This window comes from Bradyrhizobium sp. F1.13.3 (assembly GCF_040548265.1).
In the GTDB taxonomy this organism is placed as follows: Bacteria; Pseudomonadota; Alphaproteobacteria; order Rhizobiales; family Xanthobacteraceae; genus Bradyrhizobium.
Map to the genome: position 1 here is coordinate 1,003,193 of NZ_JBEPRI010000001.1, position 26,485 is coordinate 1,029,677.

24 protein-coding genes and 1 pseudogene are annotated in these 26,485 nt (G+C 62.9%); 20 read left to right on the top strand and 5 right to left on the bottom strand.

The genetic code is table 11. The features are described 5' to 3' along the window. The first annotated feature begins 107 nt into the window (after positions 1 to 107). Positions 108 to 524 carry a nuclear transport factor 2 family protein gene (locus tag ABIB66_RS04585; protein WP_275167384.1) on the top strand — a complete coding sequence of 139 codons (417 nt, stop codon included), beginning with the start codon at positions 108 to 110 and terminating at the stop codon, positions 522 to 524. Here the strand turns inward: ABIB66_RS04585 and ABIB66_RS04590 are convergent. Next, positions 521 to 1,279 carry a GntR family transcriptional regulator gene (locus tag ABIB66_RS04590; protein ID WP_354254198.1) on the bottom strand — a complete coding sequence of 253 codons (759 nt, stop codon included), beginning with the start codon at positions 1,277 to 1,279 and terminating at the stop codon, positions 521 to 523. The two genes, ABIB66_RS04585 and ABIB66_RS04590, sit on opposite strands and share 4 nt — an antisense overlap. 194 nt (positions 1,280 to 1,473) lie before the next feature. Between ABIB66_RS04590 and ABIB66_RS04595 the strand changes: the two genes are divergently transcribed. The 5 genes from ABIB66_RS04595 (at position 1,474) to ABIB66_RS04615 (ending at position 6,683) form a co-directional block, all read left to right on the top strand. Next, positions 1,474 to 2,331 (top strand): ABC transporter ATP-binding protein, encoded by an 858-nt coding sequence (locus ABIB66_RS04595; protein ID WP_354254200.1) that lies wholly within the window; start codon positions 1,474 to 1,476, stop codon positions 2,329 to 2,331. 1 nt (position 2,332) lies between these two features. Beyond that, positions 2,333 to 3,109 carry an ABC transporter permease gene (locus ABIB66_RS04600; RefSeq protein WP_275167381.1) on the top strand — a complete coding sequence of 259 codons (777 nt, stop codon included), beginning with the start codon at positions 2,333 to 2,335 and terminating at the stop codon, positions 3,107 to 3,109. A 39-nt stretch (positions 3,110 to 3,148) separates the two neighbouring features. Further along, positions 3,149 to 4,174, top strand: a complete 1,026-nt coding sequence (locus ABIB66_RS04605) for an ABC transporter substrate-binding protein (protein ID WP_275167380.1) — start codon at positions 3,149 to 3,151, stop codon at positions 4,172 to 4,174. A 15-nt stretch (positions 4,175 to 4,189) separates the two neighbouring features. After that, complete coding sequence (locus ABIB66_RS04610; RefSeq protein ID WP_275167379.1) at positions 4,190 to 5,629, top strand: amidohydrolase family protein; 1,440 nt, start codon at positions 4,190 to 4,192, stop codon at positions 5,627 to 5,629. A 145-nt stretch (positions 5,630 to 5,774) separates the two neighbouring features. Then, complete coding sequence (locus ABIB66_RS04615) at positions 5,775 to 6,683, top strand: amino acid ABC transporter substrate-binding protein (RefSeq protein ID WP_354204224.1); 909 nt, start codon at positions 5,775 to 5,777, stop codon at positions 6,681 to 6,683. Positions 6,684 to 6,895: 212 nt separating this feature from the next. Here the strand turns inward: ABIB66_RS04615 and ABIB66_RS04620 are convergent, their stop codons facing one another. Together ABIB66_RS04620 and ABIB66_RS04625 are read right to left on the bottom strand one after the other, a co-directional pair. Beyond that, positions 6,896 to 8,107 carry an acyl-CoA dehydrogenase family protein gene (locus ABIB66_RS04620; protein WP_354204222.1) on the bottom strand — a complete coding sequence of 404 codons (1,212 nt, stop codon included), beginning with the start codon at positions 8,105 to 8,107 and terminating at the stop codon, positions 6,896 to 6,898. Positions 8,108 to 8,150: 43 nt separating this feature from the next. Then, entirely contained in the window at positions 8,151 to 9,776 is a 1,626-nt protein-coding gene (locus tag ABIB66_RS04625; RefSeq protein WP_354204220.1) for a long-chain fatty acid--CoA ligase, read from the bottom strand. Positions 9,777 to 9,954: 178 nt separating this feature from the next. Between ABIB66_RS04625 and ABIB66_RS04630 the strand changes: the two are divergent. The 14 genes and pseudogenes from ABIB66_RS04630 to ABIB66_RS04695 all read left to right on the top strand — a co-directional run bounded on the left by ABIB66_RS04630 (position 9,955) and on the right by ABIB66_RS04695 (position 21,770). Then, positions 9,955 to 11,803: pseudogene (locus ABIB66_RS04630) on the top strand (flavin-containing monooxygenase). Between the two features lie 39 nt (positions 11,804 to 11,842). Continuing rightward, complete coding sequence (locus tag ABIB66_RS04635; protein WP_354254202.1) at positions 11,843 to 12,661, top strand: lytic murein transglycosylase; 819 nt, start codon at positions 11,843 to 11,845, stop codon at positions 12,659 to 12,661. Positions 12,662 to 12,769: 108 nt separating this feature from the next. Continuing rightward, positions 12,770 to 12,991: a hypothetical protein gene (locus tag ABIB66_RS04640; protein WP_106943097.1), complete on the top strand. Its 222-nt coding sequence runs from the start codon at positions 12,770 to 12,772 to the stop codon at positions 12,989 to 12,991. A 12-nt stretch (positions 12,992 to 13,003) separates the two neighbouring features. Continuing rightward, complete coding sequence (locus tag ABIB66_RS04645; RefSeq protein ID WP_354055523.1) at positions 13,004 to 13,426, top strand: hypothetical protein; 423 nt, start codon at positions 13,004 to 13,006, stop codon at positions 13,424 to 13,426. A 384-nt stretch (positions 13,427 to 13,810) separates the two neighbouring features. Further along, complete coding sequence (locus ABIB66_RS04650; RefSeq protein WP_354204215.1) at positions 13,811 to 14,257, top strand: MaoC family dehydratase; 447 nt, start codon at positions 13,811 to 13,813, stop codon at positions 14,255 to 14,257. Positions 14,258 to 14,351: 94 nt separating this feature from the next. Further along, a complete protein-coding gene (locus ABIB66_RS04655) occupies positions 14,352 to 14,864 on the top strand; it encodes a hypothetical protein (protein WP_354204213.1) in 513 nt (170 codons plus the stop codon). A gap of 320 nt (positions 14,865 to 15,184) precedes the next feature. Next, positions 15,185 to 16,342 carry a helix-turn-helix transcriptional regulator gene (locus ABIB66_RS04660; protein ID WP_354254204.1) on the top strand — a complete coding sequence of 386 codons (1,158 nt, stop codon included), beginning with the start codon at positions 15,185 to 15,187 and terminating at the stop codon, positions 16,340 to 16,342. Positions 16,343 to 16,571: 229 nt separating this feature from the next. Continuing rightward, a complete protein-coding gene (locus ABIB66_RS04665) occupies positions 16,572 to 17,543 on the top strand; it encodes a helix-turn-helix transcriptional regulator (protein WP_354204209.1) in 972 nt (323 codons plus the stop codon). Positions 17,544 to 17,620: 77 nt separating this feature from the next. Beyond that, positions 17,621 to 17,869 (top strand): DUF6894 family protein, encoded by a 249-nt coding sequence (locus ABIB66_RS04670; protein ID WP_007608973.1) that lies wholly within the window; start codon positions 17,621 to 17,623, stop codon positions 17,867 to 17,869. A gap of 151 nt (positions 17,870 to 18,020) precedes the next feature. Next, on the top strand, positions 18,021 to 19,139 hold the full coding sequence (locus ABIB66_RS04675) for a helix-turn-helix transcriptional regulator (protein ID WP_354254206.1): 1,119 nt from the start codon (positions 18,021 to 18,023) through the stop codon (positions 19,137 to 19,139). Between the two features lie 112 nt (positions 19,140 to 19,251). Continuing rightward, on the top strand, positions 19,252 to 20,370 hold the full coding sequence (locus tag ABIB66_RS04680) for a helix-turn-helix transcriptional regulator (protein ID WP_354254208.1): 1,119 nt from the start codon (positions 19,252 to 19,254) through the stop codon (positions 20,368 to 20,370). A gap of 230 nt (positions 20,371 to 20,600) precedes the next feature. Beyond that, positions 20,601 to 20,858: a hypothetical protein gene (locus ABIB66_RS04685; RefSeq protein ID WP_354204203.1), complete on the top strand. Its 258-nt coding sequence runs from the start codon at positions 20,601 to 20,603 to the stop codon at positions 20,856 to 20,858. Then, positions 20,851 to 21,027, top strand: coding sequence for a hypothetical protein (locus ABIB66_RS04690; protein WP_354204201.1), 177 nt, complete (start codon positions 20,851 to 20,853; stop codon positions 21,025 to 21,027). Before ABIB66_RS04685 ends, ABIB66_RS04690 begins: the two co-directional genes overlap by 8 nt. Positions 21,028 to 21,041: 14 nt before the next feature. Next, entirely contained in the window at positions 21,042 to 21,770 is a 729-nt protein-coding gene (locus ABIB66_RS04695) for a sulfite exporter TauE/SafE family protein (RefSeq protein ID WP_354204199.1), read from the top strand. On the opposite strand, the gene ABIB66_RS04700 is transcribed toward ABIB66_RS04695, so the two are convergent. Both ABIB66_RS04700 and ABIB66_RS04705 read right to left on the bottom strand, forming a co-directional pair. After that, positions 21,767 to 24,955, bottom strand: a complete 3,189-nt coding sequence (locus ABIB66_RS04700; protein WP_354204197.1) for an efflux RND transporter permease subunit — start codon at positions 24,953 to 24,955, stop codon at positions 21,767 to 21,769. The genes ABIB66_RS04695 and ABIB66_RS04700 overlap by 4 nt on opposite strands. 150 nt (positions 24,956 to 25,105) lie before the next feature. Next, complete coding sequence (locus tag ABIB66_RS04705) at positions 25,106 to 26,362, bottom strand: efflux RND transporter periplasmic adaptor subunit (protein WP_354254210.1); 1,257 nt, start codon at positions 26,360 to 26,362, stop codon at positions 25,106 to 25,108. Positions 26,363 to 26,485 lie beyond the last annotated feature (123 nt).

Here is a 26,485-nt window from a genome sequence, read left to right on the forward strand (position 1 = left end):
GGTGGGCAGCTCTAGATTGTGTGCAGTTCCGCAGGCGAATTGTTCAAAAAACGTGCATGCAATTCGAGGAGTGAATTGTAGAATGTGTCGGCCCCGGAGAACCCGTCATGTCCGCTCCTGCAACAGCCCAACGTCCGACAACCGACGCTGAGATCGTCGAAGCTTATCTCACGGCCTCGATGATACCCGATCCCGATGCAGCCGCAGCCTATATGAAGCCGGGGACGGTGATCACGTTTACAGGCGGGCGCGAATTCGGTCACCCGCGCGGGCCGACCGGCTTCAACGCAAAGCGCTATCGCTGGGTCAAGAAGAAGATGGATCGGTTCGACGTCTGCCCGGGCGCGGACGAGACCGTCGTCTACAGCGTAGGCACGCTCTATGGCGAGTGGATCGACGGCACGCCGTTCGAGGGCAATCGTTATGTCGATCGTTTCGTCGTCAGAGGCGGCCAGATCGTGAAAATGGATGTCTGGAACGACAGCGCGGAGCGCATTTTGGTTCAACGCGGGATCGAAGCCTAACCGCGCCGAGCGACTTTAGGCAGTTTGACGACGCGGTCCCTCGTGACCTCATCGGCGTAGGGCGCGAGAACATCGAGCAGATCGCGGCCGCGCTGCGGAGTCGGGGCGACCAATGCGCGATTGGCCACAGAATCCAGATGATGGTGCATCAATTCCATCACCTTGGCCTCGTCGCCCTTGGCGAGCGCGGCGATGATGGCGCGATGCTCGTTGATCGCGCATTCGGTCGAGTGCGGTCGGCTGTACAGCGACAGCGTCAGGCAGCAACGGTAGGCAACCTCGCTGACATAGCGCACCAGGATCGGGCTATTCGTCATCTGGGCGAGCAGGATATGGAATTCGGTGGCCAGCCGGATCGAGGCTGCGTCCGTGCCGCCACGCGCACGGTCTTCCGCATCGACGTGGTCGGTCAGCTCGCTGATCTGGCTCTTGGTTAGTTTGCCCGCGAGCTGGCGCACCACGAGCCGCTCGAGCTCGATGCGGATATCGAAGGCGTCGCGCGCCTCCTGCCAGCTCGGCGTCGCCACCACTGCGATCCGGTTGCGGCGGAGCTCGACCAGGCCTTCCGCCGCCAGTTGCCCTAGCGCGTGGCGGGCAATGGTGCGGCTGACGCCGAAGCGCTCGCCGAGTGAATCCTCGGGCAGCTTTGCGCCGGGCTCCAGCGCCTGCTCAATGATCGCGCGCCTGAGCGCGCGGCAGATCATGCTGACCTTGTCTGACGATTCGGAAGTCTTCCTGGTGGCGCGCGCCGGCATCGGCGATTCCTTGGGTGGGTGTCACCTCTGTTTAGCACGGCGTTCCGGCAATTTAGCGCCCCAATTGCATGCAGTTTGACGGTCCGATTGCCTAAATCGAATCCGCTTCGCAGGCACGGAATTCTCTCAGGACATTGATTTTACGAGCTTTGCCCGCTGGCATCCACCTTGCATGCACTTTGGCTGTGATGCGCATGCAACCCAACGCTCAATTTGACGGTCAGCCCGTTTCCGAAGAGGCCGCCGCGACAGCGATAGAGCTGTCCGAGGCGTCAGTGACCTTCGGACGCGGCGACCGCGCCGTGCCCGCTCTGTCCAAGACCAGCCTGAAGATCGCCGACGGCGAGTTTGTTGCATTGGTCGGCCCGTCCGGATGCGGCAAATCGACCATTCTGCGTCTCGTCAGCGGCCTGGTGCAGCCCACCAGCGGGGTCGTCATCGTCGGCGGCCGGGAGGTCGCGGCGCGCGCGCTGCGGGTCGGCATGGCCTTCCAGAACCCGACCATGCTGCCGTGGATGACGATCGAGCGGAACATCATGCTGCCGCTCAAGATCGTCGAGCCGTTCCGCTCCAATTTCCGCAAGCTGCGCAAGACAGCGTTCCGCGACAAGGCCAACGCGCTGCTGGAGCAGGTCGGCCTCAAGGGCTTTGGCAGCCACTTTCCCTGGCAGCTCTCCGGCGGCATGCTCCAGCGCGCCAACCTCTGCCGCGCGCTGATCCACGAGCCGCGCATGCTGCTGCTGGATGAGCCATTCGGCGCTCTCGACCAGTTCACCCGAGAGGAGCTGTGGACGATCCTCCAGAACCTCTGGATGACGCATAAGCCGACGGTGCTGCTCGTCACCCATGATCTGCGCGAAGCCGGCTTCCTTGCCAGCCGCATTTGCGTAATGAGCGCGCTTCCCGGCCGCATTCTCGACGACAGTCGTGTGGAGTTCGCGCGGCCGCGCACCGTTGCCATGACCTTCGAGCCGGAATTTGTCGCGCTGAACCAGAAGCTGCGCGCCTTCATCGAGGATGCGCGCGGCGCGGCCCAACAGAGGGCAGGCTGAGATGTCCGCAATCTATATCAGGCAGAAGGCGTGGTCGGCGGGACTGATCGTGCTGTTCTTCGTCGCGTGGGAACTGTTTTGTCTCGCGACCGGAATGTCGGATCTCGTGCTACCGCGGCCGTCGCAAGTATTCGTGACCTTGTACCAGCGCTTTCCGGTGTTGTGGCCCCACATCGTGCAGACGCTTGCCACCACAATGTTCGGCTTCGTGCTCGGCGTCGCGCTCGGTGTCGCGCTCGGCGCCACCATCGGCGTCTCCAAGACGGCCTATGACACCTGCTATCCTCTCTTGATCGGCTTCTCCTCGATCCCCAAGGTCGCGGTGGTTCCGATCTTCGTGCTGTGGTTCGGCTCCGGCACGGTGCCCGCGGTCCTGACGGCGCTCTCGATCTGTTTTTTCCCGATCGTCGTGAATATCGCGACGGGACTTGCGACCACCGAGCCCGAACTCGAAGACGTGCTGAAGGCGCTCGGCGCCAGCAAGTTCGACATCCTCTGGAATGTCGGCCTGCCCAGGACGATGCCGTTCTTCTTCGCCTCTCTGAAGGTCGCGATCTCCTACGCCTTCGTCGGCGCGGTGTTGTCGGAGACGGTCGCCTCCAACCGCGGCCTCGGTAACGTCATGATGACCGCGTCATCGAATTTCAACGTGCCGCTGGTGTTCGCCAGCCTGTTCGTGCTCGCCGCCCTCGGCGTCGCGCTTTACGTCGTGTTCTCGCTGATCGAGGGGCGTGTCACCGGTTGGGCCACGCGCAAGAACGACGTCATCGCCACCTGATTTTTTCAAACGTCACGCAACGAAGCTGAGGAGGTCTCGATGTTGAGAAAAGTAACTGCCGCAGTGCTGGGATTGGCCCTGTCCACGGGCGTCGCCGCGGCCGAGGACACCACGATCAAGTTCACGCTGGGCTGGAAGACGCAGGGTAGCGATGCCGCGTTCTTCTATGCCAAGGACAACGGTTTCTTCAAAGAGGAAGGCCTTAACGTTGTCATCGACCAGGGCGAGGGATCAGGTGCCACCGTCACGCGCGTCATGTCAGGCGCCTATGACGCAGGGTTCGGCGACGTCAACGCCATCATCCAGAACGCCTCGACCAAACCGCAGGACGCCCCCGTCATGGTCTACATGATGTGGAACCAGCCGCCGTTCGCGATTGTTGCCAAGAAGACCAGCGGCATCAACACGATCAAGGATTTTGAAGGGCACACGCTCGGGGGCGCGCAGGGCACGCCGACGACGCGGCTGCTGCCGGTGTTCACGCGCAAGAACGGCCTCGACGGCGACAAGATCAAGATCTCCAACATGGCGCCGAACCTGCAGGAGCCGATGCTGATCAAGGGCGACATCGATGCTGCTCTCGTGTTCAATATCACCAGCTACTTCAATCTCGTGCTCAACCGCCAGGATCCCGACAAGGATTTCAAATGGTTCTCTTTCGGTGAATACGGCCTCGATCTCTATTCCAACGGCGTGATGGTCTCCAAGAAGCTGATCGCGTCGAACCCGAAGGCGGTAGCGGGCTTGGTGCGTGCCATCAACAAGGGCGCGATTGCCGTCGCCAAGGACCAGAACGCCGGCATGAAAGCCGCGCTGAACTACGACAATCTGATCGACGTCGCAGTCGAGAAGCGTCGGCTGCAATATTCCTTCGACAAGCTGATCGTCTCGGCTGAGATGAAAGAAATCGGGATCGGTGACATCAAGGACGACCGCATGACGCGGGCTATCGGCATCGTGGTTGAGGGCTATCAGCTCGCCCGGGCGCCGACCCCGGCGGAAGTCTTCTCGCGCGAATTCCTGCCGCCGCGCGCGGAGCGGGAGTTGGTGTATACGGCCAACTGATTGGGAGGGGTGGTCATGGTCACGGAGATTGCGGCGACCAGCCTGTTCCGTGGCATCGATCGTGGTGTCTTCGACAATGTCGTGCTGCGGCACGACGGCGGTGTCATCACCGATGTTTTTGAAGGAGCGGGGCCAACCAGCGGTCCTCGCTCCTTTGTCATTCCAGCGTTCGTCAACGCCCATGACCATGCCCGCGCGACCGCGTCGTCCTTTGGTGCGGTCGGCATGCCCCTGGAGAGCTGGATCCTGCGGACCGCACTGGGTACGCCGGTCGATCCCTATCTGACCGCGGCCTCCGCGCTGGCGCGCTCGGCCAAGACCGGCTGCGCGGCGATGATGGTTCACTACACGCGGCCGAGCGGGACGATGCCCATGCTCGATGAAGCCAAGGCGATCGCGAGGGCTGCATCCGACGTCGGCATCCGCATCGCCTTCGCGCTGGCCGTGCGAGACCAGAATCCAATCGTCTATGGTGATGCCGAACCGGTCCTCACTGGGCTCTCCCGCGATGATCGCAAGACCATCGAGGACCTCTTTGTGCGCGTACCCATGTCGCCCAACGCCTATATCGAAATGACCGACGCCATTGCCGCGGCGATCACTGGCCCCATGGTCGATGTGCAGCTTGGGCCCGCCGGCGTGCAATGGTGCTCGAAGCCGCTCCTTGAAGCCGTTGCCGAGAACTCGGTGCGGACCGGCCGCCGCATCCACATGCACCTGCTGGAGACCGTGTATCAGCGCGCCTGGGCGGACCAGAACTTTCCCGACATGGTGCGATGGCTGCGCGACATCGGCTTCCTCTCCGAGCGGCTGACGCTCGCGCATTGCATCCACGCCCGCCCGGATGAGCTCGAGATGATCGCGGCCTCTGGCACGCGCATCGTTACCAACTTCAGCTCTAACATGCATCTGCGCTCAGGGCTCGCCCCGATCGCCGCCGCGCACAAATGCGGTTGTGCCATCGCCGTCGGCGTCGACGGGCTGGCGCTCGACGAGGATGACGACGTCCTGCGCGAGATGCGGCTGGTTCAGATGGTCCATGGCGGCCTCGGCTTCAGGCAGACATGGACGCCGGCCGAACTGTTCGCGCTCGCCGTCCACAACGGCCGGCGCGCTACCGGCGCGCCGGGGACGGGCGAGCTCGCGCCCGGCAATCCCGCGGACTTCGCCGTGATTGATCTCGACCGGCTCGACCGTGACCAGATCATGCCGGTTGATTCCATGGCATTACTGTTCGCCCGCGGCAATGCGTCCATGGTCAAGGAAGTCGTCGTTGCGGGGAAAACGATTGCCAAGGACGGGGCTTGTATTGGCGTTGACCTGCCGGCCATCGAGCAGGAGTTACGCGCGATGTATCGCGCCAATGTCGGCAAGTTCGCGAGCTTCCAGCGGATGTGGCCGCCGCTGTCAAATCTGCTATCTGGCTGGTTCGAGCAGCAGCTCACTTGCGAATAGACGGGCACGAATACACCTTGGCTGGCGTCGATATAAAACCGCGATAGCTGATAGGTACAACCTCGTCTGGCGGTTGGTCCTGCCATGGGTTACACCATCCGCGGCTGCGCGCCGGCGCAAGCCGCTGATCCCTGAGGAGCTCCCGATGCGTCTTCCCACTGTTGTCCTGGCCCTCACATGCCTTGCAACTGCCGCCTCAGCCGAAGACCTGTCGGGTACGCTTCAGAAGGTCAAAGAGACCAAGAAGATCACGCTGGGCTATCAGGAGGCCTCGGTCCCGTTCAGCTATCTCGACGGCAACCAGAAGCCGGTCGGCTTTGCCATGGATATCTGCCTCAAGATCGTGGATGCCGTGAAGAAGCAGCTCGGCATGGCCGATATCGCCGTCGACACCCTCGCCGTGACGTCGTCGAACCGGATTCCGCTGATGGTCAACGGGACGCTCGACCTGCATTGCTCGGCGACCACCAACAATGCCGATCGCCAGAAGCAGGTCGCATTCACCAACACGCACTTCCTCAGCGCAACGCGATTTGCGGCCAAGAAAGCCGCAAAGATCAACACCATCGACGATCTCAAGGGCAAGGCGGTGACGGCGGTGGCCGGCTCGGTCAACCTGACGCAGCTCGCCAAGGTCAACACCGAGCGCAATCTCGGCATCAATGTGATGCCCGCCAAGGACCAGGCCGAAGCCTTCCTGCTGCTGGAAACTGACCGCGCCCAGGCCTACGCGCTTGACGACGTGCAGCTCGCGGTCGCGATCGCGCGCTCGAAGGAACCACAGCTCTTCATGATCAGCGAGGAGACGTTCTCGAAGCCTGAGCCTTACGGGATCATGCTGCGGCGGGAGGACGCGCCGTTCAAAGCGCTCGCCGATCGCGCGACCGCGGAGCTATACGCGAGCCAGGAGATCGAGGTCCTCTACAAGAAGTGGCTGCAATCGCCGACGCCGCCGAACGGCCTCAACTACAACGTCCCCATGTCGGGCGCCTTGCGCAACGCCTTCAAGAAGCCGAGCTCCAGCTTCGACCCGGATGTGTACGTCGTGAATTGAGGCGAGGGCGCCAAGGCGCTGGTTGCAATCGGGCTGCGTGTCATTGTGCCCTCGCCCCTTGCGGGAGAGGGCAGCTCCGCTGGTTGATGCAGACACCCTCGGATGAGGGGGTTGTCTTCGCTGAGAGAGACCCCTCATCCGGCGCTTCGCGCCACCTTCTCCCGCAAGGGGAGAAGGAACAGGGCACTGTGCTCATCGGCCAGTGTGGGACGCTAGGCGTTCGAATATTTCTTCAACTCGAACCGCGCGATCTGGTTCCTGTGCACTTCGTCTGGGCCGTCGGCCAGACGCAGCAAACGCGCGGTCGCATAGGCTTGCGTCAATCCGAAATCGTTCGACGTGCCGCCGCCGCCATGGGCCTGGATCGCCCAGTCGATGATCTGGCAGGCCATGTTGGGCACGGCGACCTTGATCATCGCGATCTCGGCTTTCGCCACCTTGTTGCCGACGGTATCCATCGCGTAGGCGGCGTTGAGCGTCAGCAGCCGGGCCTGTTCGATCATGATGCGGGCTTCTGCGATGCGCTCCTGCGTCACCGTCTGCTCGGAAACCGGCTTGCCGAAGGCGACGCGGCTGCGCACCCGGCGGCACATCTTCTCCAGCGTGCGTTCGGAGAGCCCGATCAGCCGCATGCAGTGGTGGATACGGCCGGGACCGAGGCGTCCCTGCGCGATCTCGAAACCGCGGCCCTCGCCGAGCAGCATGTTCTCCTTGGGGACCCGCACATTGGTGAAGACGACCTCGGAGGCACGGTCGGGCACGCCGTAGAAGCCGAACACGGGCAGGGGACGCTTGACCTCGACGCCCGCTGTGTCCATCGGCACCAGGATCATGGATTGCTGCTTGTGGCGGTCCGCATTGTCGGGATCGGTCTTGCCCATGAAGATGCAGATCTTGCAGCGCGGGTCGGTCGCGTTGGTCGTGTACCATTTGCGGCCGTTGATGACGTAATGGTCGCCGTCGAGGACGATCGAGCTTTCGATGTTGGTCGCATCGGATGAGGCGACGGCAGGCTCGGTCATGGCAAAGCAGGAGCGGATTTCGCCTGCGAGCAGCGGCTTCAGCCAACGCTCCTTGTCCTTGTCCGTGCCATAGCGCTCCAGCACCTCCATGTTGCCGGTGTCGGGCGCCGAACAGTTGAAGACTTCGGGCGCGAGATGCGAGCGGCCCATGACCTCGCAGAGCGGGGCATATTCGAGATTGGTCAGGCCTGCACCGTGGCTGGAGTCCGGCAGGAACAGATTCCAGAGGCCTTCGGCGCGCGCCAGCGGCTTCAGCTCCTCGACGACCGGATAGACCTTCCAGGGCCCCAGTTCCTCCGCCTCGCGATAAAAGCGCTCCTCGTTCGGATAGACGTGCCGGTCCATGAAACTTTCGAGCCTGCGCTTGAGCTCGACGACTTTGGGGGACATCGGGTAGAGCATCTTTGGTCTCCTTGATCGATGGACAGGCCGGCGCGCGATCGGCTCAAGGGGCGCGATACTCTTTGAATTTCTCGCGCAGCGCCGATTTGAGCACCTTGCCGGTGCCGGTCATCGGGAACTCGTCCATGAACTCGACCGCGTCGGGCATCCACCAGCTCGCGATCTTGGGGCGCATGTGGTCGAGCAGCGTCTTGCCGTCGACGGTCGCGCCCTTCTTGCGGACGACGAGGAGCAGAGGCCGCTCCTGCCATTTCTCGTGGCTGATCGCGACCACGGCAGCTTGCAGCACATCGGGATGAGACAAGGCGACGTCCTCGAGCTGGATCGAGGAGATCCATTCGCCGCCGGACTTGATCACGTCCTTGGAGCGGTCGGTCAGCGTGACGTGGCCCTGAGGGTCGATCACCGCCATGTCGCCGGTGATCAGCCAGCCGTCGCGGTCGAGGCCTTCATCAAGTTTCATGTAGCCGGACGCAACCCACGGTCCCCGCGCGCGCAGATGGCCAACGCTCTTGCCGTCGCGCGGCAGCTCGTTGCCGCCGTCGTCGACGATGCGCAAGGCGGTGCCGAAACAGGCGCGGCCCGAAACCTGGCGGCGGTCGAACTTCTCCTTGTCGTCGAGATGTTCGGAGCCCGGCCGCAGGCCCGGCATCGAGCAGCCCAAGGCTTCGGTCATGCCCCAGGCCTGGATGTAGTCGATGTCATACTCGCGCTTGAGCTTCTCGACCATGGCGCGCGGCGGCGCCGAGCCTGACGACAATGTTGCACGGAGTGTCGAGAACCTGTTGCCGGTTCGTCCGAGCCAGTCGAGCAGGATCAACCAGAAGCTCGGCACGCCCGCCGACAGCGTCACCTTCTCGCCTTCGAGCAACTCGTAGAGCTTGTCGGGCTCGTAATTGCGGCCGGGCAGCACCAGCTTCGAGCCGGTATAGGGCGCGGTGAACGGCATGTTCCAGCCGTTGCCGTGGAACAGCGGCGCCATCGGCATCATCACCTCGCGCACGCCTTCCAGGTGCCCGGGCAGGAAGTCGAAATTGCAGGAGACCATGGTCTGCAGGATCGCGGCACGGTGCGAATAGATCACGCCCTTCGGATTGCCCGTGGTGCCGGAGGTGTAGCAGATCGTGGACGCCGATTTTTCGTCGAACTCCGGCCATGCGAAGCCGGCGTCGTTCTCCCGTTCCAGAAGCTCCTCGTAGCAATGGACGTTGGCAACCTTGGTCTCCGGCATCCGCTCGCGCGAGCACATCACGACATAGGCTTCGATCGATTTGAGCTGCGGCGCGATCGCTTCCACGATCGGCAGTGTGGCGCGGTCGATGAACAGCAGCCGGTCCTCGGCATGATTGACGATGTAGACGAGCTGTTCAGGGAACAGCCGCGGGTTGATGGTGTGCAGCACATAGCCCATGCCCGGCGCGGCGTAGAACATCTCGAAATGCCGGTGCGTATTCCAGGCCAGCGTGCCGACGCGGTCACCGGGCATCATGCCGAGCCTCTTGAGCGCCAATGCCATGCGCTTGATGCGCGGATGGGCGTCGGCATAGGTGTAGCGATGGATGTCGCCTTCGATCTCGCGGGCGACAACCTCGGCCTCGCCGTGATAATCGGCGGCATACTGGATCAGGCCGCTGATCAGGAGCGGCATGTCCATCATCAATCCCTGCATCGTGTCCTCCGGACCGCCATGTCGTTGCATGGCGTACGCTTTGTGATGTGAGCTTGAGGTTAGCGGAACGCCACGCGACGTTCACGCAAAAAGCGAGGGACGTGATTGCGCGCGTCTCTTTTTCAGGGCTAAGTGATGCGAGCTGCCGGCGAAGCAGTGTCCGCCGGGGAGGAAACGGATGTCAGCGCAAAGACACAAGACCGGTGCAGCCGGCGAATCTACAATCGACATTGCGGCACTCCGTGCGCGCTATCGCGAAGAGCGCGATCGTCGCCTGCGCACCGAGGGCAAGGCGCAATATGTCGAGGTGACCGGCGAGTTCGGGCGCTATCTCGACGATCCCTGGGCCAATTCCGGATTTGCGCGCGAGGCTGTCAGCGAACAGACCGAGGTGCTCATCGTCGGCGGCGGCTTCGGCGGCCTTCTGTGCGGCGCGCGACTGCGCGAAGCCGGCATCGATGATTTCCGGGTCGTGGAAAAGGCCGCCGATTTCGGCGGCACCTGGTACTGGAATCGGTACCCTGGCGCGGCCTGCGATACCGAGAGCTACATCTACCTGCCGTTGCTGGAAGAGACCGGCTACATGCCGGTGCGCAAATATGCGCGAGCACCCGAGATCTACGAACATTCGCGCCGCATCGGCCGTCACTTCGGTCTCTATGAGCGCGCGCTGTTTCAGACCGTCATCACGCGCATGGAATGGCAGGAGCAGGAGGCAATTTGGCTGGTCGAGACCGATCGCGGTGATTGCATCCGCGCGCGCTTCGTCATTCTTGCCGGAGGCCCGCTGAGCCGTCCGAAGCTGCCGGACATTCCCGGCATCGAAAGCTTCAAGGGACACAGCTTCCATACCAGCCGCTGGGATTACGCCTACACCGGAGGCACGGCCGAAGGTGGTCTGACCGGTCTTGGCGACAAACGCGTCGGCATCATCGGCACCGGCGCCACCGCCGTGCAATGCGTGCCGCATCTCGGCCGCTCGGCCAAGGAGCTCTACGTCTTCCAGCGTACGCCGTCGGCGATCGGCGTGCGCGACGACCGCCCCACGGATCAGAGCTGGGCGCAGGGGCTCAGGCCTGGTTGGCAGCGCGAACGCATGGATAATTTCACCGCGGTGATCTCGGGCGAGCCCTTCGAACAGAATCTGGTGCAGGACGGCTGGACCGGCCTGCTCGGCGAGATCCTGCTGGCGCCGCGCCGCCAGCCCCAGCCGGTGACCTCGATCGAGGAGGCGCTCAAGGTTATCGAGCAGGCGATTATCGCAAGATGGAAGAGATCCGGGCGCGCGTCGATGCGATCGTCAAGGACGAGGCGACGGCTTCGGCGTTAAAGCCCTGGTACAAGGCCTTCTGCAAGCGGCCGTGTTTCCACGACGAATATCTCGACACCTTCAATCGCCCCAACGTGCATCTCGTCGACACCAGGGGACAGGGCGTCGAGCGCATCACCGAGAACGCGGTCGTGGTCGATGGCAAGGCTTATGAGCTCGACTGCCTGATCTATGCCAGCGGCTTCGAGGTCGGCACCGACTACGCCCGCCGCATGGGCTTTGAGGTCTATGGTCGCGACGGCATCAGCCTGTCCGCGCGCTGGCGCGATGGCGTCAAGACATTGCACGGCTTCTACAGTCGCGGCTTCCCGAACTGCTTCCAGATCGTCACGGTGCAGGCCGGCCAGAGCGCCAACTTCCCACACATCATCGACGCGCAGCGCACGTCGCCTATGTGATCGCCGAGGCGCGCAAGCGCAAAGCCCGGACGCTGGAGCCGACGCTCGAGGCCGAGGACGCCTGGGTCGAGGAGGTGGTCAAAGCCGCGCTCGGCCGCCAGACCTATCTCGCCGAATGCACGCCCGGCTACTACAACAATGAAGGCGTGTTTGATCCGATCGCGGCGAGAAACAGCCAGTATTGGCGCGGGCCGGTGGCATTCCTGCGGCTGCTCGACAAGTGGCGCAAGGAAGGCAATTTGGATGGACTGGAACTGTCGTATGATCACGCCATGGAGTCGGCGCCTTCGTCCGGGTAAGCTCGGGCATTGGATCGCGCCAGAGAGAGGACATCGGACATGATCAGGGGCAGAACTGTAGCTGGGGCGGTTTTTGGGGCGATGACGCTGCTCGGCTGCCTGGCGCCCGCCGCTCACGCCGCGCAATGCGGCAGTTCGTCGGCCGGCTTCGAGGCCTGGAAGCGCGAATTCAGCGCGGAGGCGCAGGGCAAGGGCGTCGGCCAGACTGCGCTCTCGGCGCTGATGCAGACCAATTACGCCAGTGCCACCATCGCGGCCGACCGCGGCCAGCGCAGTTTCTCGCTGACGCTCGACCAGTTCCTCGCCAAGCGCGGCGCCACCACCATCGTCGCCAAGGGCCGCCAGCTCAAGCAGTCGCAGGCCGCCTTGTTCGCCTCGATCCAGCAGCGCTATGGCGTCCCGCCGGGGCCGCTGATCGCGATCTGGGGCATGGAGACCGGGTTCGGCAGCCAGCGCGGCAACCAGAACATGCTCTCCTCGATTGCGACGCTCGCCTATGACTGCCGCCGTCCCGAATTCTTCACCGAGCAGCTCTATGCGGCGCTGAAGCTGGTCGATCGCGGCACGCTGTCGGGTGCAACCCGCGGCTCGATGCACGGCGAAGTCGGCCAGACCCAGTTCATGCCCAAGAACATCCTGGCCTATGGCACCGGCAATCTCGAAGTTGCCGCCAATGCGCTGAACTCGACGGCGAATTTCCTCAAGGCCCATGGCTGGCGTGCAGGAGCCGGTTACCAGCCGGGCGAGCCGAATTTCGTCGCCATCGAGGCCTGGAATGCCGCCGGGGTTTATCAGAAGGCGATCGCCCTGATGGGACGGCAGATCGACGAGGGCGGAGGAACGGCCGCTTCGCGTTGAGCAGCTCAGCAAGGCGTGATGCGCCGACAAGAGAAAGTTGTTGCCATCAGGAACCGACGGCACGAGGTTTGCTTAGATCGAACAGGGCTGGGCATGAGGAGACTCAACATGGCAACCCAGATCGTGATGGACCAGACTGGCGACACGCGCCACGAGTTTGATCCTGGCAATGCCGAAGCGCTGGCGCGGGCCGAACGGCGCTTTCGGGAGCTGACCGGAGCGGGCTTCACCGCCGCGCTGCGAACCGGACCTGGCGAAGTCACCCGGATCCGATCGTTCGACCCGACCGTGCAGGAAACGCTGTTCTATCCCCGCCTGGTCGGCGGTTGATCTGAGCTGCTCATGATCGCGGCAGTCTGGCTCCGCGCGCCGGCGCGTGCGCGTCTGCATGCGCTACGCGAACTCTATCGGCGCTTCTTCGGCGAGAACACGCCGGATGCCCGCGGCCGCCGGCTTCTGGCCGATTGGCTGTCGCCGGCGCAGCGCGCGCAATTCGAGCAGCACCGGCATTTCGATGTCGTCGGCTGCGATACCGGCAAGACCTATCGCATCCATTATGGCACCGCGGCCAATGTCCATGAGATCGATGCGGCCGGAAATGCGACGATGGGGTGGTGCTTCGTCCCGTCAGGCTTTCTCGTTCCCGGCGACGTGATGCTCGCACAGAAGATCGCGCTCGAGACGGACGAAAGGGGAGCTCTCGCGCTCGCCAACAGGTTTCCGCCGGCAACCCATTCGGAGCACTTCTACCGGCGGCCGTTCTAGGGCAAGGCTATCAGTGCACGGCTATCAGTGATGTGTGGTGCGATAGGCATCCACCGCGTGCGCTGCAAAAACGCCGACGCTGCAAAGCGCGAGCAAGGCCGAGATCAGCTCGATCATAGCTCGTCCTCCTGCGGTGGCAGGGCAACGAGGTGCTGACAGCAGGAGTAATCCCAGATTAGGTCGAGGAAGAATTGCATGGTGGCCGTCCCTGTATGATTTTGACAACCAGATAACCGGCCATCTGTTTCAGGCGTGTTTCGTCGCATCTGGAAACGGGTTTCTTGGGGAACCCCCGGGCTGGTTTGTGCGCTGCGGAGCCGCTACATCCCGCTCTTGCTCAATTCTGTTAGCGCGAGGCGGCGCATCACATTGCGAGGCGAAATCATGGCGCGGGTCGAGTGGTTCGACGATCTCACCATTGGAATGCAGTTCAAATCCCCTGAAGTTCACGTCACCGAGGCCGACATCAAGCGGTTCGCGGCAGAGTTCGACCCACAGCCGATGCATCTCGACCACGAAGCCGCCAAGCAGACGCTGTTCAGGGGTCTCGCTGCCTCGGGATGGCACACCGCCGCGATTGCCATGAGCCTCGCGATCCAGACCCGCCCCTTCGGCCCGCATCCGCTGATCGGTGCCGGCGTCGACGGGCTGCGCTGGACCATCCCGGTACGGCCCGATGACCGCCTGCATCTGGTCGGGGAGGTCATGAGCCTGACGCCGTCGAAGTCGAAGCCGCAGGGCATCGCGCTGGTGAAATGGACGATGTTCAACCAGAACGGCGAGGAGGTTTACACCTTCACCCCGATCGCGATCGTGCCGCGGCGGGAGTAGGGCGAGGTCGGCGTCCTACGCAAACCGGGGGAAGCCCTTGCGAGCCGCCGGCAGAGGTGGTCATCTCGGTCCGGGGAACACGCTGGAGGCTGACATGAAACGATCTCTTCTCGCTGTCGGGTTGCTGGCCGGCGCCTTGAGCGCAGCCGCTTTGACCGCAAGGCCGGTGCAGGCGCAACAATCCAAGGTCGGCGACTGGACCATCGAGAAGCGCACGCAGGACGCACATTGCAATGCGAGCCGCGGCTACAAGGACAAGCAAGACGAGAACCGGGACTACGTCATCGTCATCACCCATTCCGAGAAGGCGATCGTGATCGTGATGATCTATGACGGTTGGGAGTGGGACAAGGTCGGCGAGATCCTCCGGGCCGATGTCGGCACCGATGACGCCGATATCATGAAGAAGGCGAAGTGGGAGGTCATGGACAAGACCACCGTTCGCGGCATCTTCGAATACGATCAGTCCATGATGGACCGGCTGTCCAAGGCCAAGCGTCTCTCGCTCGATTTCGAAGACGATGACGACGACAGCATCGAGATGCAGGTGCCGCGTGCCGGTGAAGCGCTGGCGGCGCTGAAATTCTGCGAGGAGAATCGCAAGTAAATTGCCGGCGCCGGATGCGACGCCGGCGGGATCGGTGGCCGCAGGATTTTGCAGCGCGCACGGCGTCTGACGCATCGCACGCGTGACTGATCGCACACAGTCGGCGCGCTGTTCGCATATATCCTAGTCTTTGGCGAAAACGTCCAAGCCGCATCCTGCGGTTGACGTTACGCAAGGACGATGTTCGATATTCCAGCATTTCGTTGCAACGTTTTCTCCGCGTCGAAGGCGGCGATTGACCGGTCCGTCTCCTTCGCCAGTCCCCGGATCGCCATCTATCTCGCGCGGGCGAGCCATACGCAGATTGCGTCGTCCGGCCGATGACAATCCTCCACGCAAATCGATTCTCGTCCCTCGTCGGCGAGATCTACGACGCGGCGGTCGATCCCGCGCTGCGCAACGGGGTGCTGGAACAGGTTTCGCATTTCGTCGGCGGATGCGCCGCGACCATCCTGTCCAGGGACAGAGCCAAGCTCTCGATCGAGATCCACGAGCATTTCGGCACCGAATCCCGCTTCCGCCAGCTTTATCGCGACCGATATGTGGAGCTGGACCCTCTGCTCGATCGTCATCTCACGCTCGCGGCGGAGCAGACGATCGGCGTAGCCGACATCATGCCTCAGGCCGATTTCCTGGCAACGAGCTTCTATCGCGAGTGGGTGGAACCGCAAGGAGCGATAGACCTTGCAACCGTTGCGCTTGAGAAGTCGGACACGCGCGCCACGATCCTGCAGGTGTTGCGCCACCGCTCGCGCGGTATCGTTGACGAGCCGATGCGTGAGCGCATGCGGCTGCTTGCTCCGCACCTCCAGCGCTCCAGGATCATGGGCCGGCAGATCAGGGCACGCTCGCATACCGTGGACGACCTTGCCGAAGTCCTGGATAGACTGAGCACGGCGATCTGCCTGCTCGACGCAGACGGCCGGGTCGTGCATGCCAACGCAGCATGCCGCGAGCTGTTCGCCGATGCGAGCCTGCTCGCCATGGTCGGCGACCGGATCGTGGGCCGCAACACCCAGACCGACAAAATATTCCGCGGTCTGTGCGAAACAGATTCAGGCAGCGAAACTCGTTCCGCTGCCCGCCGTCGGATCGAGCTTGCGACATCAGTCGATGGGCAGCACTATCTGCTCCACGCTTTTCCCCTGAAGCGCGATCGCACTCCATCGCGAGATGCTGCAGCCACGGTGCTCTTCGTTCAGAAGGCATCGGCGGCGACATGGCTCGCAGCCGATGCGATCGCTGCGGCATTCAAACTGACACCGTCCGAATTGCGCGTTTTGATGGCCATTATCGAGATTGGCGGCGTTCCAGACATTGCGGCAAAGCTCGGCATCGCCGAAACGACAGTGAAGACGCATCTCGGCCGCCTGTTCGAGAAGACCGGCGCTGGCAGGCAGGCCGACCTGGTCAAGATCGCCGCCGGCTTTGCCGTTCCATTCGCGCGTCGAACGAACGGTAGTGACGACGTCGTGTGATCCATTTCACCTGGTTTGCCGGTATCTGCCGTGATCTCAATCCATTGTGATGAGCCGAGCTCCCGTGTCCTCCGAATGCAGGACGCGAGTCGTTTGATACTTTCGTATATCGCGTTGCAGAAAAGTGAAGAGCAGCGAGCGCCGTGAGGAGATGCCGCGATGGCATCGAACGCGAGTGTGAGGAAACGACAGCGCGTGGCCGGACCTGCTCGTCGGTTGGAGGATTGCAGTGAGCCAGTTTGATTTTTCCGTTCTCAATGTTTCAACGAATGAAATTCCCGAAAACGAGCGTATCCCGCTGCTTCGCGATTTCTACTGCCGCGGGGTGTTGAAGGCGGAGGTCGAGGCCAAGGAAGGAAAGCCGGCTGCGGCGAGCTTCACGTCCCACGTCCTGCCGGAAGCTCAATTGCTGATCGGAGGATTGTGCGGAGCGCGCGTCATTCGCACCAAGCACCTGGTTGCCGATGGCGACGACAGCCTGGCCCTGATCGTGAATCGATCGGGCGTGCTTGGGATATCCGAAAGGGGACACGATCTGAGCCTTCGTGCAGGAGAGGCGGTCTTGACGAGCGCGGAGGACGTCACGACGTTCGAGCGATTGTCGCTCGGCAGCTGCTTCTCGCTGCGCGTGCCGAGACGCGTGCTGGCGCCGATGATCGTGGATGTCGATGACGCCGTGATGCGTGTCATGCCGGAGAGCTCAACGGGACTTCGATTGCTGGTCGACTACGCGGTGACGCTGGTGCGGGAGAAGGCGTTCGCGATGCCCAATTTGCGGCAGCTCGGGGTCGGGCATCTGCACGATCTTCTGGCGATCGTCCTCGGTGCCACCAATGAGCCGCGGGAGCTGGCCGGGCGGCGCGGCGTCAAGGCGGCACGGTTGCAGAAGGCCAAAGTTTCCATCGCCAACAATTGCTGGCGGCAGGATCTGTCGGTGGCCACGGTCGCCCAGGAGCTCGGCGTGACGCCACGTTATCTCCAGCGCCTGTTCGAGGCCGACGGCAAGACGTTCTCGTCGTTCCTGATCGAACAACGCGTCAAGCGGGCCCATCGCATGTTGCGTGAACCCGGGTACGCCGAGCGGACGGTCAGCTCGATCGCCTACGATGTCGGCTTCGGCGATCTGTCATACTTCAACCGCTGCTTCCGGCGGACTTATGGCGCCACGCCCAGTGACGTCAGGAGCCGCGAGATGTCGTGACCCCGCGCGATTGAATTTCAGGTCAAATGCCGATTGGAGACGGCACGGGCGTGCACCGCCCGCAGTTGGAGTGTTGCATGCGCCGTTTTTTCTTTGATCTTATGCTCGGCAATATCGTGAAGATCGATCCGGGTGGCATGGTGTTCGAATGCCCCGAAGCGACATTCGTGGTGGCCAACGAGATGGCAAGCCACCTGTTCGTCTGGCGCGACGATTTGCGCGGCCGCGATGCCTGCATCCGGGTCAGAGACACCGACGGGCGCGAGATCTATCGCGCCGCGGTCTGGTCTGAGAATGTGGAGAAGGTCGGCTGGGACGAGATGTGAGCCTCCAGGTGCGGTATCGCGACTCTGCATCAGTAGCCCCCGAAGCGGATATCCGTTCGTTGCCTGGCCGGCGCCTCCTCCGATCGGAGGATGCCGCATGCTGTGGTTGTGGTATGTTTGGTGATATTGATCACCCAGGCCATTTATAGCCATGCACGGACCGCGGAAACTGCCCGACCTGGTCGAGGCCATCTACGATGCCGGGCTCGATCCCTCGCTGTGGAATAACGTCGTCACGGGCATCCGCGACTTCGTCGGCGGCCAGGCCTGCGGGCTGTTTTCCAAGGACTCGATCAGCAAATTCGGCGTCACGCACTATTATTGCGGGGCGGACCCGCACTACATCCAACTCTATTCCGAGACGCATTCGAAATTCGATCCCCTGACGGTCCTGCCGCCGCACGGCCAGATCGTCAGCATTCCGGATCTCGTCAATTTCGATGAATATCGGCGAGGACGCTTTTACCAGGAATGGATGCGGCCGCAGGGTTGCAGCGATGCGGCCAACGTCGTGCTCGAGAATTCGAATGCGAGCTGCCCCGTGATGATGACGGTGCTGTCGGGCCGCCGGATGGTGGATCCGGTGATGAAGCACCGTCTCTCGCTGATCGTCCCGCACGCCAGCCGCGCATTGCTGATCAACCGCGCCATGACCTCGCAACTGACGCTCGCGACGGCACTGGCGGAGGTCCTGGACAATCTTGCCTGCGGCATCTTCCTGCTCGATGGCTTCTGCCGGGTGGTGCACGCGAATTCCGCGGGGCACGACCTGCTTGCGGCAGACGATCTGGTTCGGTCCGTTGCGGGGCAATTGGTGACCAGCAGCGCGGAGGCCAATCAGACGCTGCGGGAAGGGTTCGCGACCCGCAATGAAATTGCCCTGCTTGCCGCAAAGGGGCAGGCGTTTTCGCTGCTTTCGCCCTCGGGCGAGCGCTACGTCGCGCATATCCTGCCGCTGTCGTCCGTCCTGCGGGGCGGCGGCGAGCGGGTGGTTGACGCCATCGGTGCGCTGCTCCTGCGCAAGGTATCGCTCGGCGGACAGTCCTACGGCGAATTGATCGCGCGGACCTTCGACCTTACACCGGCCGAGCTGCGCGTGTTCCTGTCGATCGTCGAGGTTGGCGGCGTCCCGGAGACGGCGGTCGCGCTCGGTATCGCAGAAACGACGGCGAAGACGCATCTGCATCGCGTGTTCGCCAAGACGGGCGTTTCGCGTCAGGCCGATCTCGTCAAGCTCGCGGCAGGATTCTCCAATCCGCTGATCAACTAGGCGGCTGATTGTGCCCTCGGGATTGAACCTTTCGCTCCCTCGCCAGACTCACAGGAGCCGCCGGGCATGAAGAACATGTCGCCACCTCCATGTGTCACTACTGGCTCTTCCGATGCCCCGACTTCCAAAACCGTCCGAGTTGATCGAGACTATCTATGACGCGGGTCTCCGCCCGGAGTTGTGGAGTGAGGTCGTCGTCAAGCTCAATGCCTTCATCGGCAGCCAAGCCTGTGGTCTGATTTCGAAGGACCCGGTCAGCAAATCAGGCGCGACGCATTATTATTGCGGGGTCGATCCGCACTACATTCAGCTCTATGCGGAGACCTACTCCCGGTACGACCCGCTTGCTCGGCTTCCGCGCTATGGCGAGGTGCGCAACATCCCCGATCTCGTGGATTTCGACGAATATCGCCGCGGCCGATTCTACCAGGAATGGCTGCGCCCCCAAGGTTGCGTCGACGTCGCCAATGTGGTGCTGGAGCAGTCGAAGTCGCCCTGTCCGATGCTGCTGACCGTGATCCCGGGCAGGGAGATGCTCGACGCCGAGCAGCGGGCGCGAATGCAGTTTCTGGCTCCGCATGCGAGCCGGGCGCTGTTGATCAACCGGGCTATCGAGCGGAAGCAGCAGCGCGCGATCGCGCTCGCCGACGTCGTGGACCGACTGAATGCCGGTGTCATCCTGCTCGATTCGACCTGTCATATCGTCCACAGCAATCCGGCCGCGGAGACGATCCTGGCCGTCGAGGATGTCCTGCGATCTGTCTCGGGCCGGTTGGTGGCAAGCTCCTCCGCTGCAAATGCGGCCCTGCGCGATATTTTCCATGACGCAGGCGAGGTCGCGTTGGCTGCATCTTCGGGGCGGAAAATTTCGCTGATGTCGCATGACGGTTCCTACTACGTCGCGCATGTCATCGCGCTGCCATCGCTGCTGCGCGACGGTGCGGCGGAGCGTAGTTCGGCCGTCGGAGCCTTGTTCATCTGGAAAGCGGAACTCGACGGGCGCTCCAGTGCCGGTCTCATTGACCGCACCTTCGAACTCACGCCTGCGGAACTGAGGGTCTTGCAATCGATTGTCGATGTCGGCGGTGTGCCGGAGACGGCGGTTGCGCTCGGCATCGCGGAGACGACGGTGAAGACGCATCTGCATCGCGTGTTCGCCAAGACCGGCGTTTCTCGTCAAGCGGATCTCGTCAAGCTCGCAGCTGGATTCTCCAATCCGCTTGTGCACTGAGACGCGTTCAAAAACGCACGCGAGTCGCTGCAGCTCGCAATAGGTTCAATCAGAAGCATCATTAGAAAGTTATCGCACGTCGTTCAATCGAATGACGCGATTCTCCGCGTTGTCTTCTACTAGACGTCACACGATCTGTTGTTCGACCTATCAGACATTTGTGTGAAGCAACTCACTGCGAGCGGAAGTGAATTCCGTCAATCTGTCGTACAGGTTGAGAGGAGATTGTCATGCGAACGGCGTCACCGGTTTCGGCAGGCAGGTTCCGCGACATCGTGGCCCGCATTGGCGCGGCACTCCGCGCGCAGCGGGAAATCGACTCGCAGCGTGTGTTGCGGCGCTATCGCCACCTGCTGGACCAGCCGCACGACGCGCCGTGTTTGAATGAAATTATTCCCGTCTCCGGTGAAGAGGATACTTTAGAAAATGCCAACGGAGTTGATCCGCGGGAGCGCACGACCGGCCACCCCAAATTCGAGCGTGCGTAATGTCAGCATCGTCGCAATCGCGGTGACCGCAGCGCTCGTCGTGCTCCAACTGGTCGGCCTCACGATGCTGGAGCGATCTCATGCTTACGCAATTCCGTCGGTTCCACTCGGGCCGGCGCTTTGCACGGAGAGCGCCGAGGTCCCCGTCTCGCAAATTCCCTACGATTGACCGGAGGGCGGATTGTGCCTGATGTCACGACTCTGATGCTGCTCAGCGTTGCCGTGTTCGCCGGCGCCTTCGTCTCCGGGCTCTCGGGATTTGCCTTCTCGGCAGTGGCGGGCGCCATTCTGCTCCGGGTGTTTCAGCCGCTGGAAGCCGTGCCGCTGATGATGGCGTGCAGCATCGGCGTGCAGGCCACCAATCTTTGGGCACTTCGGCGCAATATTCGCTGGGAAGGCAGTTTGCTGTTGATTGTCGGTGGCTTGATCGGAGTTCCCATCGCGGTATCTCTGCTCCAGAGTATCGATACGCATCTGCTCCGGCGCGGCTTCGGCATCATCGTTGCCCTCTATGCGGCCTATATGCTGCTGCGGCCGACGCTGGTGACGGCCGGCGAGGCGGTCGGGCGGCACTGGGTCGCGTTGATCGGGTTCGGGGGAGGACTGGTCGGCGGGCTGACGGCGATGCCCGGCGCGATCCCGACGATCTGGTGCGACATGCGCGGCATGCCGAAGAGCGAGCAGCGCGGCCTGGTGCAGCCGTTCATCGCCGCGATGCAGCTGTTCGCGATCGCGCTGCTGGTCGGACATCAGGATCTGTCGTCAAAAGTCTTCATCGATCTCGCAGTCAGCCTGCCGGCGTTGTTCGCAGGCTCCGCGCTCGGCGTGATCGCCTTCCACAGGGTCAACGAGACGGTCTTTCGCAAGACCGTGCTCGTTTTGTTGTTGCTGTCGGGGATTTCCCTGATCTAATGCCCGACGGTTTGCACCGGCGCCGCGCTGGTGTCGCTGCCGTGATGCGTCAGCGGCTTCATGCCGGTGACGGTCCGCAGCAGCACATAGAACACTGGCGTCAGGAACAGGCCGAATATGGTGACGCCGATCATGCCGGAGAACACGGCGACGCCCATCGCGCGCCGCATCTCCGAGCCGGCGCCGGTGGACAGCACCAGCGGCAAGACGCCCATGATGAACGCCATCGACGTCATCAGGATCGGGCGCAACCGCAGCCGGCTCGCCTCGATCGCGGCCCGGATCGGCGCGCGGCCTGCGAATTCGAGCTCGCGCGCGAATTCGACGATCAGGATCGCGTTCTTGGCCGAGAGTCCCACCAGCACGATCAAGCCGATCTGGGTGAAGACGTTGTTGTCGCCCTTGGAGATCCAGACGCCGAACATCGCAGCCAGCAGACCCATCGGCACGATCATGAGGATCGAGAGCGGCAAGGTCAGGCTTTCATAGAGGGCGGCCAGCACCAAAAACACCAGCAGGATCGCCAGCGGGAACACCCAGAGGCCGGAATTGCCGGCGATGAACTCCTGATAGGTCAGGTCGGTCCATTCGAAGGCGAAGCCGGGCGGCAATGTCTCCGCCGCGATCCGCGTCGCCACCTCCTGTGCCTGGCCGGAGGAAAAGCCGGGCGCAGCCGCCGCGTTGATGTCGGATGACAGGAAGCCGTTGTAGCGGATCGCGCGCTCGGGGCCCGCGCTCTGGCGGATCGTGAGCAACGCCGACAGCGGCACCATGTCGCCGGAGGACGAGCGCACCTTCAACTGCCTGATGTCGTCGGCACGCGCGCGGAACGGCGCGTCGGCCTGCACGTAGACGGAGTAGGTGCGGCCAAACTTGTTGAAGTCGTTGACGTAGTAGGAGCCGAGATAGATCTGGAGCGTGTTGAACACCTCGGTCACGGGGACGCCGAGCTGAAGCGCCTTGGTGCGGTCGATGTCGGCAAAGAGCTGGGGCACGTTGACCTGGAAGCTCGAGAACACGCCGGCGATCTCCGGTGCCTTCTGCATCGCCGCCATGAACGCATTCGTCGCCTCGTTCAGCGCTTCATAACCGAGACCGGCGCGATCCTCGATCTGCAGCTTGAAGCCGCCGATGGTGCCGAGACCGTTGACCGGCGGCGGCGGGAACATGGCGATGAAGGCCTCCTGAATCCCGGAGTATTTCTTGTTGAGGTCGGCCGCGATGGCATTCCCGCTCAGTGCGGGGCCCTTGCGCTCGTCGAACGGCTTCAGCGTCGAGAACACGATGCCGGCGTTGGAGGAGTTGGTGAAGCCCGAGATCGACAGGCCCGGGAATGCTACCGAGCTCTCAACGCCGGGCTGGGTCAGGGCGATGTCGCTCATCTTGCGGATCACGTCTTCGGTGCGGTCCAGCGTTGCTCCATCAGGCAGTCGCGAGAACCCGACCAGATATTGCTTGTCCTGACCCGGTACGAAGCCGCTCGGGACTTGCTGGAACAGGAAGGCGGTAAGACCGACCAGGACCACATAGAGGCCCATCACGGCCGCCTTGCCCGAGATCACCTTGGTGACGGTGCCGCTGTAATTCTCCGACGAGCGTGTGAACACCTTGTTGAAGCCGCGGAAGAACCAGCCGAGGCCCTTTTCCATGATGATCGTCAGCCGGTCCTTCGGCTCGTTGTGTCCCTTGAGCAGCAGGGCCGACAGCGCCGGCGATAGCGTCAGCGAGTTGACGGCCGAGATCACGGTCGAGATCGCGATCGTCAGCGCGAACTGCTTGTAGAATTGCCCGGTAAGGCCGGAGATGAAGGCGAGTGGCACGAACACCGCGATCAGCACCATCGCAATCGCGATGATCGGCCCCGACACCTCGCGCATCGCCTGGTAGGTGGCGTCGCGCGGCGACAGCCCGCCCTCGATGTTGCGTTCGACATTCTCGACCACGACGATGGCGTCGTCGACCACGATGCCGATCGCAAGCACCAGGCCGAACAGGCTGAGCGCGTTGATGGAGAAGCCGAAGACGTGCATCACCGCGAAGGTGCCGACGATCGACACGGGCACCGCGAGCAACGGAATGATCGAGGCGCGCCAGGTCTGGAGGAACAGGATCACCACCAGCACCACCAGCGCGATCGCCTCCAGCAGCGTATGGATCACAGCCTCGATCGACGAGCGGACGAATTGGGTCGGGTCGTAGACGATCTGGTAGGACACGCCTTCCGGCATGTTCTTCTTGATCTCGGCCATGGTGGCGCGAACGTGGTCGGAAATCTCGAGCGCATTGGAGCCGGGCGCCTGGAAAATCGGGATCGCCACCGCCTGCTTGTTGTCGAGCAGCGAACGCAGGCCGTATTGGGAGGCGCCGAGCTCGATGCGTGCGACGTCGCGTAGCCGCACCACCTCGCCACGCGTGCCGGTCTTGACCACGATGTCGCCGAACTGCTCCTCGTTCGCAAGCCGTCCCTCGGCGTTGACGGACAGCTGCAGGTCGATGCCCTTGACGTTCGGGGAGGAGCCGACCACGCCGGCGGCGGCCTCGACGTTCTGCGCCTGGATCGACTTGACGATATCGCTTGCGGTGAGGCCGTGCTCGGCGGCCTTTTGCGGATCGACCCACACCCGCATCGAATAGTCGCCGGCGCCATAGAGCTGGACGTCGCCGACGCCGTCGATCCGCGCCAGCCGGTCCTTGACGTTGAGCACGGCGTAGTTGCGCAAATAGGTCATGTCGTAGCGGTTGTTCGGCGACAGCAGATGCACGACCATGGTGAGGTCGGGCGAAGACTTCTTGGTGATGATGCCGAGCTGACGCACCACGGCGGGCAGGCGTGGCTCGGCCTGCTGCACACGGTTCTGCACCAGCTGCGTCGCCTTGTCAGGATCGGTGCCGAGCCGGAATGTCACCGTCAGCGTCATCGCACCGTCGGTGGTCGCCTGGCTCGACATGTACAGCATGTTTTCGACGCCGTTGATCTGCTCCTCGATCGGCGTCGCCACCGTTTCCGCGATCACCTTGGGATTGGCGCCGGGATAGGTCGCGCGCACCACCACCGAGGGCGGCACGACGTCGGGATATTCCGAGATCGGCATCGCGAACAGCGAGATCAGGCCGGCGAGAAAGATCAGGACCGACAGGACGCCGGCGAAAATCGGACGATCGATGAAGAATTTCGAGAGATTCATGGCCTTGCCCCTGCGCGAGAGACGACTCTCCCGTCATTCCGGGGCACGGACAAAGCCCGCGAACCCGGAATCCAGAAGTGATGTCTAGGTAGTTCAACGATTTCCACATTCCGGCTCGCGCTGCCCGCGCAGTCCGGCATGGCGGAGACGCTAACGCTGCACGACGTCCTGATTGCTGTGGTTGGATGCCTGCTGCGGCCCGCGCGCGCCCATTGCCGCGATCTCCGTCTTGAGCAGGGCACCCGGGCGCACGCGCTGGAGGCCGTTGACGATGATGCGGTCGCCGGTCTTCAACCCCGCCGTCACGATACGCAACCCGTCGACCGAACCGCCGAGCGTGATCGGCCGATAGACCGCACGGCTGTCGTCGCCGACTGCCATCACGAACTTCTTGTCCTGATCGGTTCCGATCGCGCGCTCGTCGATCATGACCAGCGACTGCTGCTTGGGCTGGCCCATGCGCACACGGGCGAACTGGCCGGGAATGAGACGCCCGTCCTCGTTATCGAACACCGCGCGGACACGGATGGTGCCGCTCTGGCCGTTGACCTGGTTGTCGATGAGCTGGATGTGGCCCTTTGCCGAGAGGCCGCCGGAGGTCGCCATCGCGACCGGGATCTGATCGAGATTGCCGCGCTTGCCGGAGACCTCGGAAATCGAGTTCAACGCCCGCACCATCAGCTCTTCATCCGCATCGAATGACGCATAGATCGGGTTGACCGAGACCAGCGAAGTCAGCACCGGAGAGGCGGTGCCGGCGGCGACGAGATTGCCGACGGTGATTTCGATCTTGCCAACGCGGCCGTCCACGGGCGCACGCACCTCGGTGTAATCGAGATTGAGCTTTGCGGTCTGGAGCGTCGCCTCGGCCGCCTTCACGTTGGCGATGGCCTCGCGGTTGGCGTTGTCGCGCTGGTCGTAGTCGCGCCGTGTGACCACGGCGTTGCCGACCAGTTGCGCGCCGCGCTCGAGCTCATTCTGCGTGAACACGACGCGCGCTTTCGCAGCTTCGAGCTGGGCCGCGGCCTTGTCGACCTCGGCCACGTAGGGCGCCGGGTCGATCTTGAACAGGACGTCGCCGGCCTTCACCAGCGCGCCTTCGGTGAAGTTGGTCGCAAGGATCGCACCCGCGACGCGCGGACGAAGCTCGACGCGGTTGATGGCTTCCAGCCGGCCGGAGAAGTCGTCCCACAGCACGGTCTGCTTTGGTTCGATCAGCGCGACCGTGACAGGGACGGCTTGCTCGGCCGCGGCGGCCGTCGCGGTCGCCTGGGCGGCTCGAAAGTAGTGGCCGGTCGCGACTGTGCCGACCACGGCGAGGGCGCCCACGATGGCCACGCCGCCAAGGAGGCGGCGGAAACGGCCGGTGCGGCGAGCATTTTGGGCAGTATTTTGGGAGGGATGCATTTGCGCGTTCCAGATATGTAGTGTTCACTACAGATGTGGAGCTGGATACCGCAGCGCAAGATACTTATGTACCATTCACTAAGAAATTGTAGCCCCTTACCGCAAGCGTTGGCAAGCGGAAGA

Excerpts from the sequence above, each read along its gene's own strand:
- ABIB66_RS04625 (WP_354204220.1), bottom strand. The coding sequence starts at position 9,776 with ATGCAGGGATTGATGATGGACATGCCGCTCCTGATCAGCGGCCTGATC.
- ABIB66_RS04645 (WP_354055523.1), top strand. The coding sequence starts at position 13,004 with ATGATCGCGGCAGTCTGGCTCCGCGCGCCGGCGCGTGCGCGTCTGCAT.
- ABIB66_RS04615 (WP_354204224.1), top strand. The coding sequence starts at position 5,775 with ATGCGTCTTCCCACTGTTGTCCTGGCCCTCACATGCCTTGCAACTGCC.
- ABIB66_RS04595 (WP_354254200.1), top strand. The coding sequence starts at position 1,474 with ATGCAACCCAACGCTCAATTTGACGGTCAGCCCGTTTCCGAAGAGGCC.
- ABIB66_RS04670 (WP_007608973.1), top strand. The coding sequence starts at position 17,621 with ATGCGCCGTTTTTTCTTTGATCTTATGCTCGGCAATATCGTGAAGATC.
- ABIB66_RS04620 (WP_354204222.1), bottom strand. The coding sequence starts at position 8,107 with ATGCTCTACCCGATGTCCCCCAAAGTCGTCGAGCTCAAGCGCAGGCTC.
- ABIB66_RS04610 (WP_275167379.1), top strand. The coding sequence starts at position 4,190 with ATGGTCACGGAGATTGCGGCGACCAGCCTGTTCCGTGGCATCGATCGT.
- ABIB66_RS04680 (WP_354254208.1), top strand. The coding sequence starts at position 19,252 with ATGCCCCGACTTCCAAAACCGTCCGAGTTGATCGAGACTATCTATGAC.
- ABIB66_RS04655 (WP_354204213.1), top strand. The coding sequence starts at position 14,352 with ATGAAACGATCTCTTCTCGCTGTCGGGTTGCTGGCCGGCGCCTTGAGC.
- ABIB66_RS04585 (WP_275167384.1), top strand. The coding sequence starts at position 108 with ATGTCCGCTCCTGCAACAGCCCAACGTCCGACAACCGACGCTGAGATC.
- ABIB66_RS04590 (WP_354254198.1), bottom strand. The coding sequence starts at position 1,279 with ATGCCGGCGCGCGCCACCAGGAAGACTTCCGAATCGTCAGACAAGGTC.
- ABIB66_RS04640 (WP_106943097.1), top strand. The coding sequence starts at position 12,770 with ATGGCAACCCAGATCGTGATGGACCAGACTGGCGACACGCGCCACGAG.
- ABIB66_RS04700 (WP_354204197.1), bottom strand. The coding sequence starts at position 24,955 with ATGAATCTCTCGAAATTCTTCATCGATCGTCCGATTTTCGCCGGCGTC.
- ABIB66_RS04605 (WP_275167380.1), top strand. The coding sequence starts at position 3,149 with ATGTTGAGAAAAGTAACTGCCGCAGTGCTGGGATTGGCCCTGTCCACG.
- ABIB66_RS04635 (WP_354254202.1), top strand. The coding sequence starts at position 11,843 with ATGATCAGGGGCAGAACTGTAGCTGGGGCGGTTTTTGGGGCGATGACG.
- ABIB66_RS04650 (WP_354204215.1), top strand. The coding sequence starts at position 13,811 with ATGGCGCGGGTCGAGTGGTTCGACGATCTCACCATTGGAATGCAGTTC.
- ABIB66_RS04675 (WP_354254206.1), top strand. The coding sequence starts at position 18,021 with ATGCACGGACCGCGGAAACTGCCCGACCTGGTCGAGGCCATCTACGAT.
- ABIB66_RS04660 (WP_354254204.1), top strand. The coding sequence starts at position 15,185 with ATGACAATCCTCCACGCAAATCGATTCTCGTCCCTCGTCGGCGAGATC.
- ABIB66_RS04685 (WP_354204203.1), top strand. The coding sequence starts at position 20,601 with ATGCGAACGGCGTCACCGGTTTCGGCAGGCAGGTTCCGCGACATCGTG.
- ABIB66_RS04705 (WP_354254210.1), bottom strand. The coding sequence starts at position 26,362 with ATGCATCCCTCCCAAAATACTGCCCAAAATGCTCGCCGCACCGGCCGT.
- ABIB66_RS04600 (WP_275167381.1), top strand. The coding sequence starts at position 2,333 with ATGTCCGCAATCTATATCAGGCAGAAGGCGTGGTCGGCGGGACTGATC.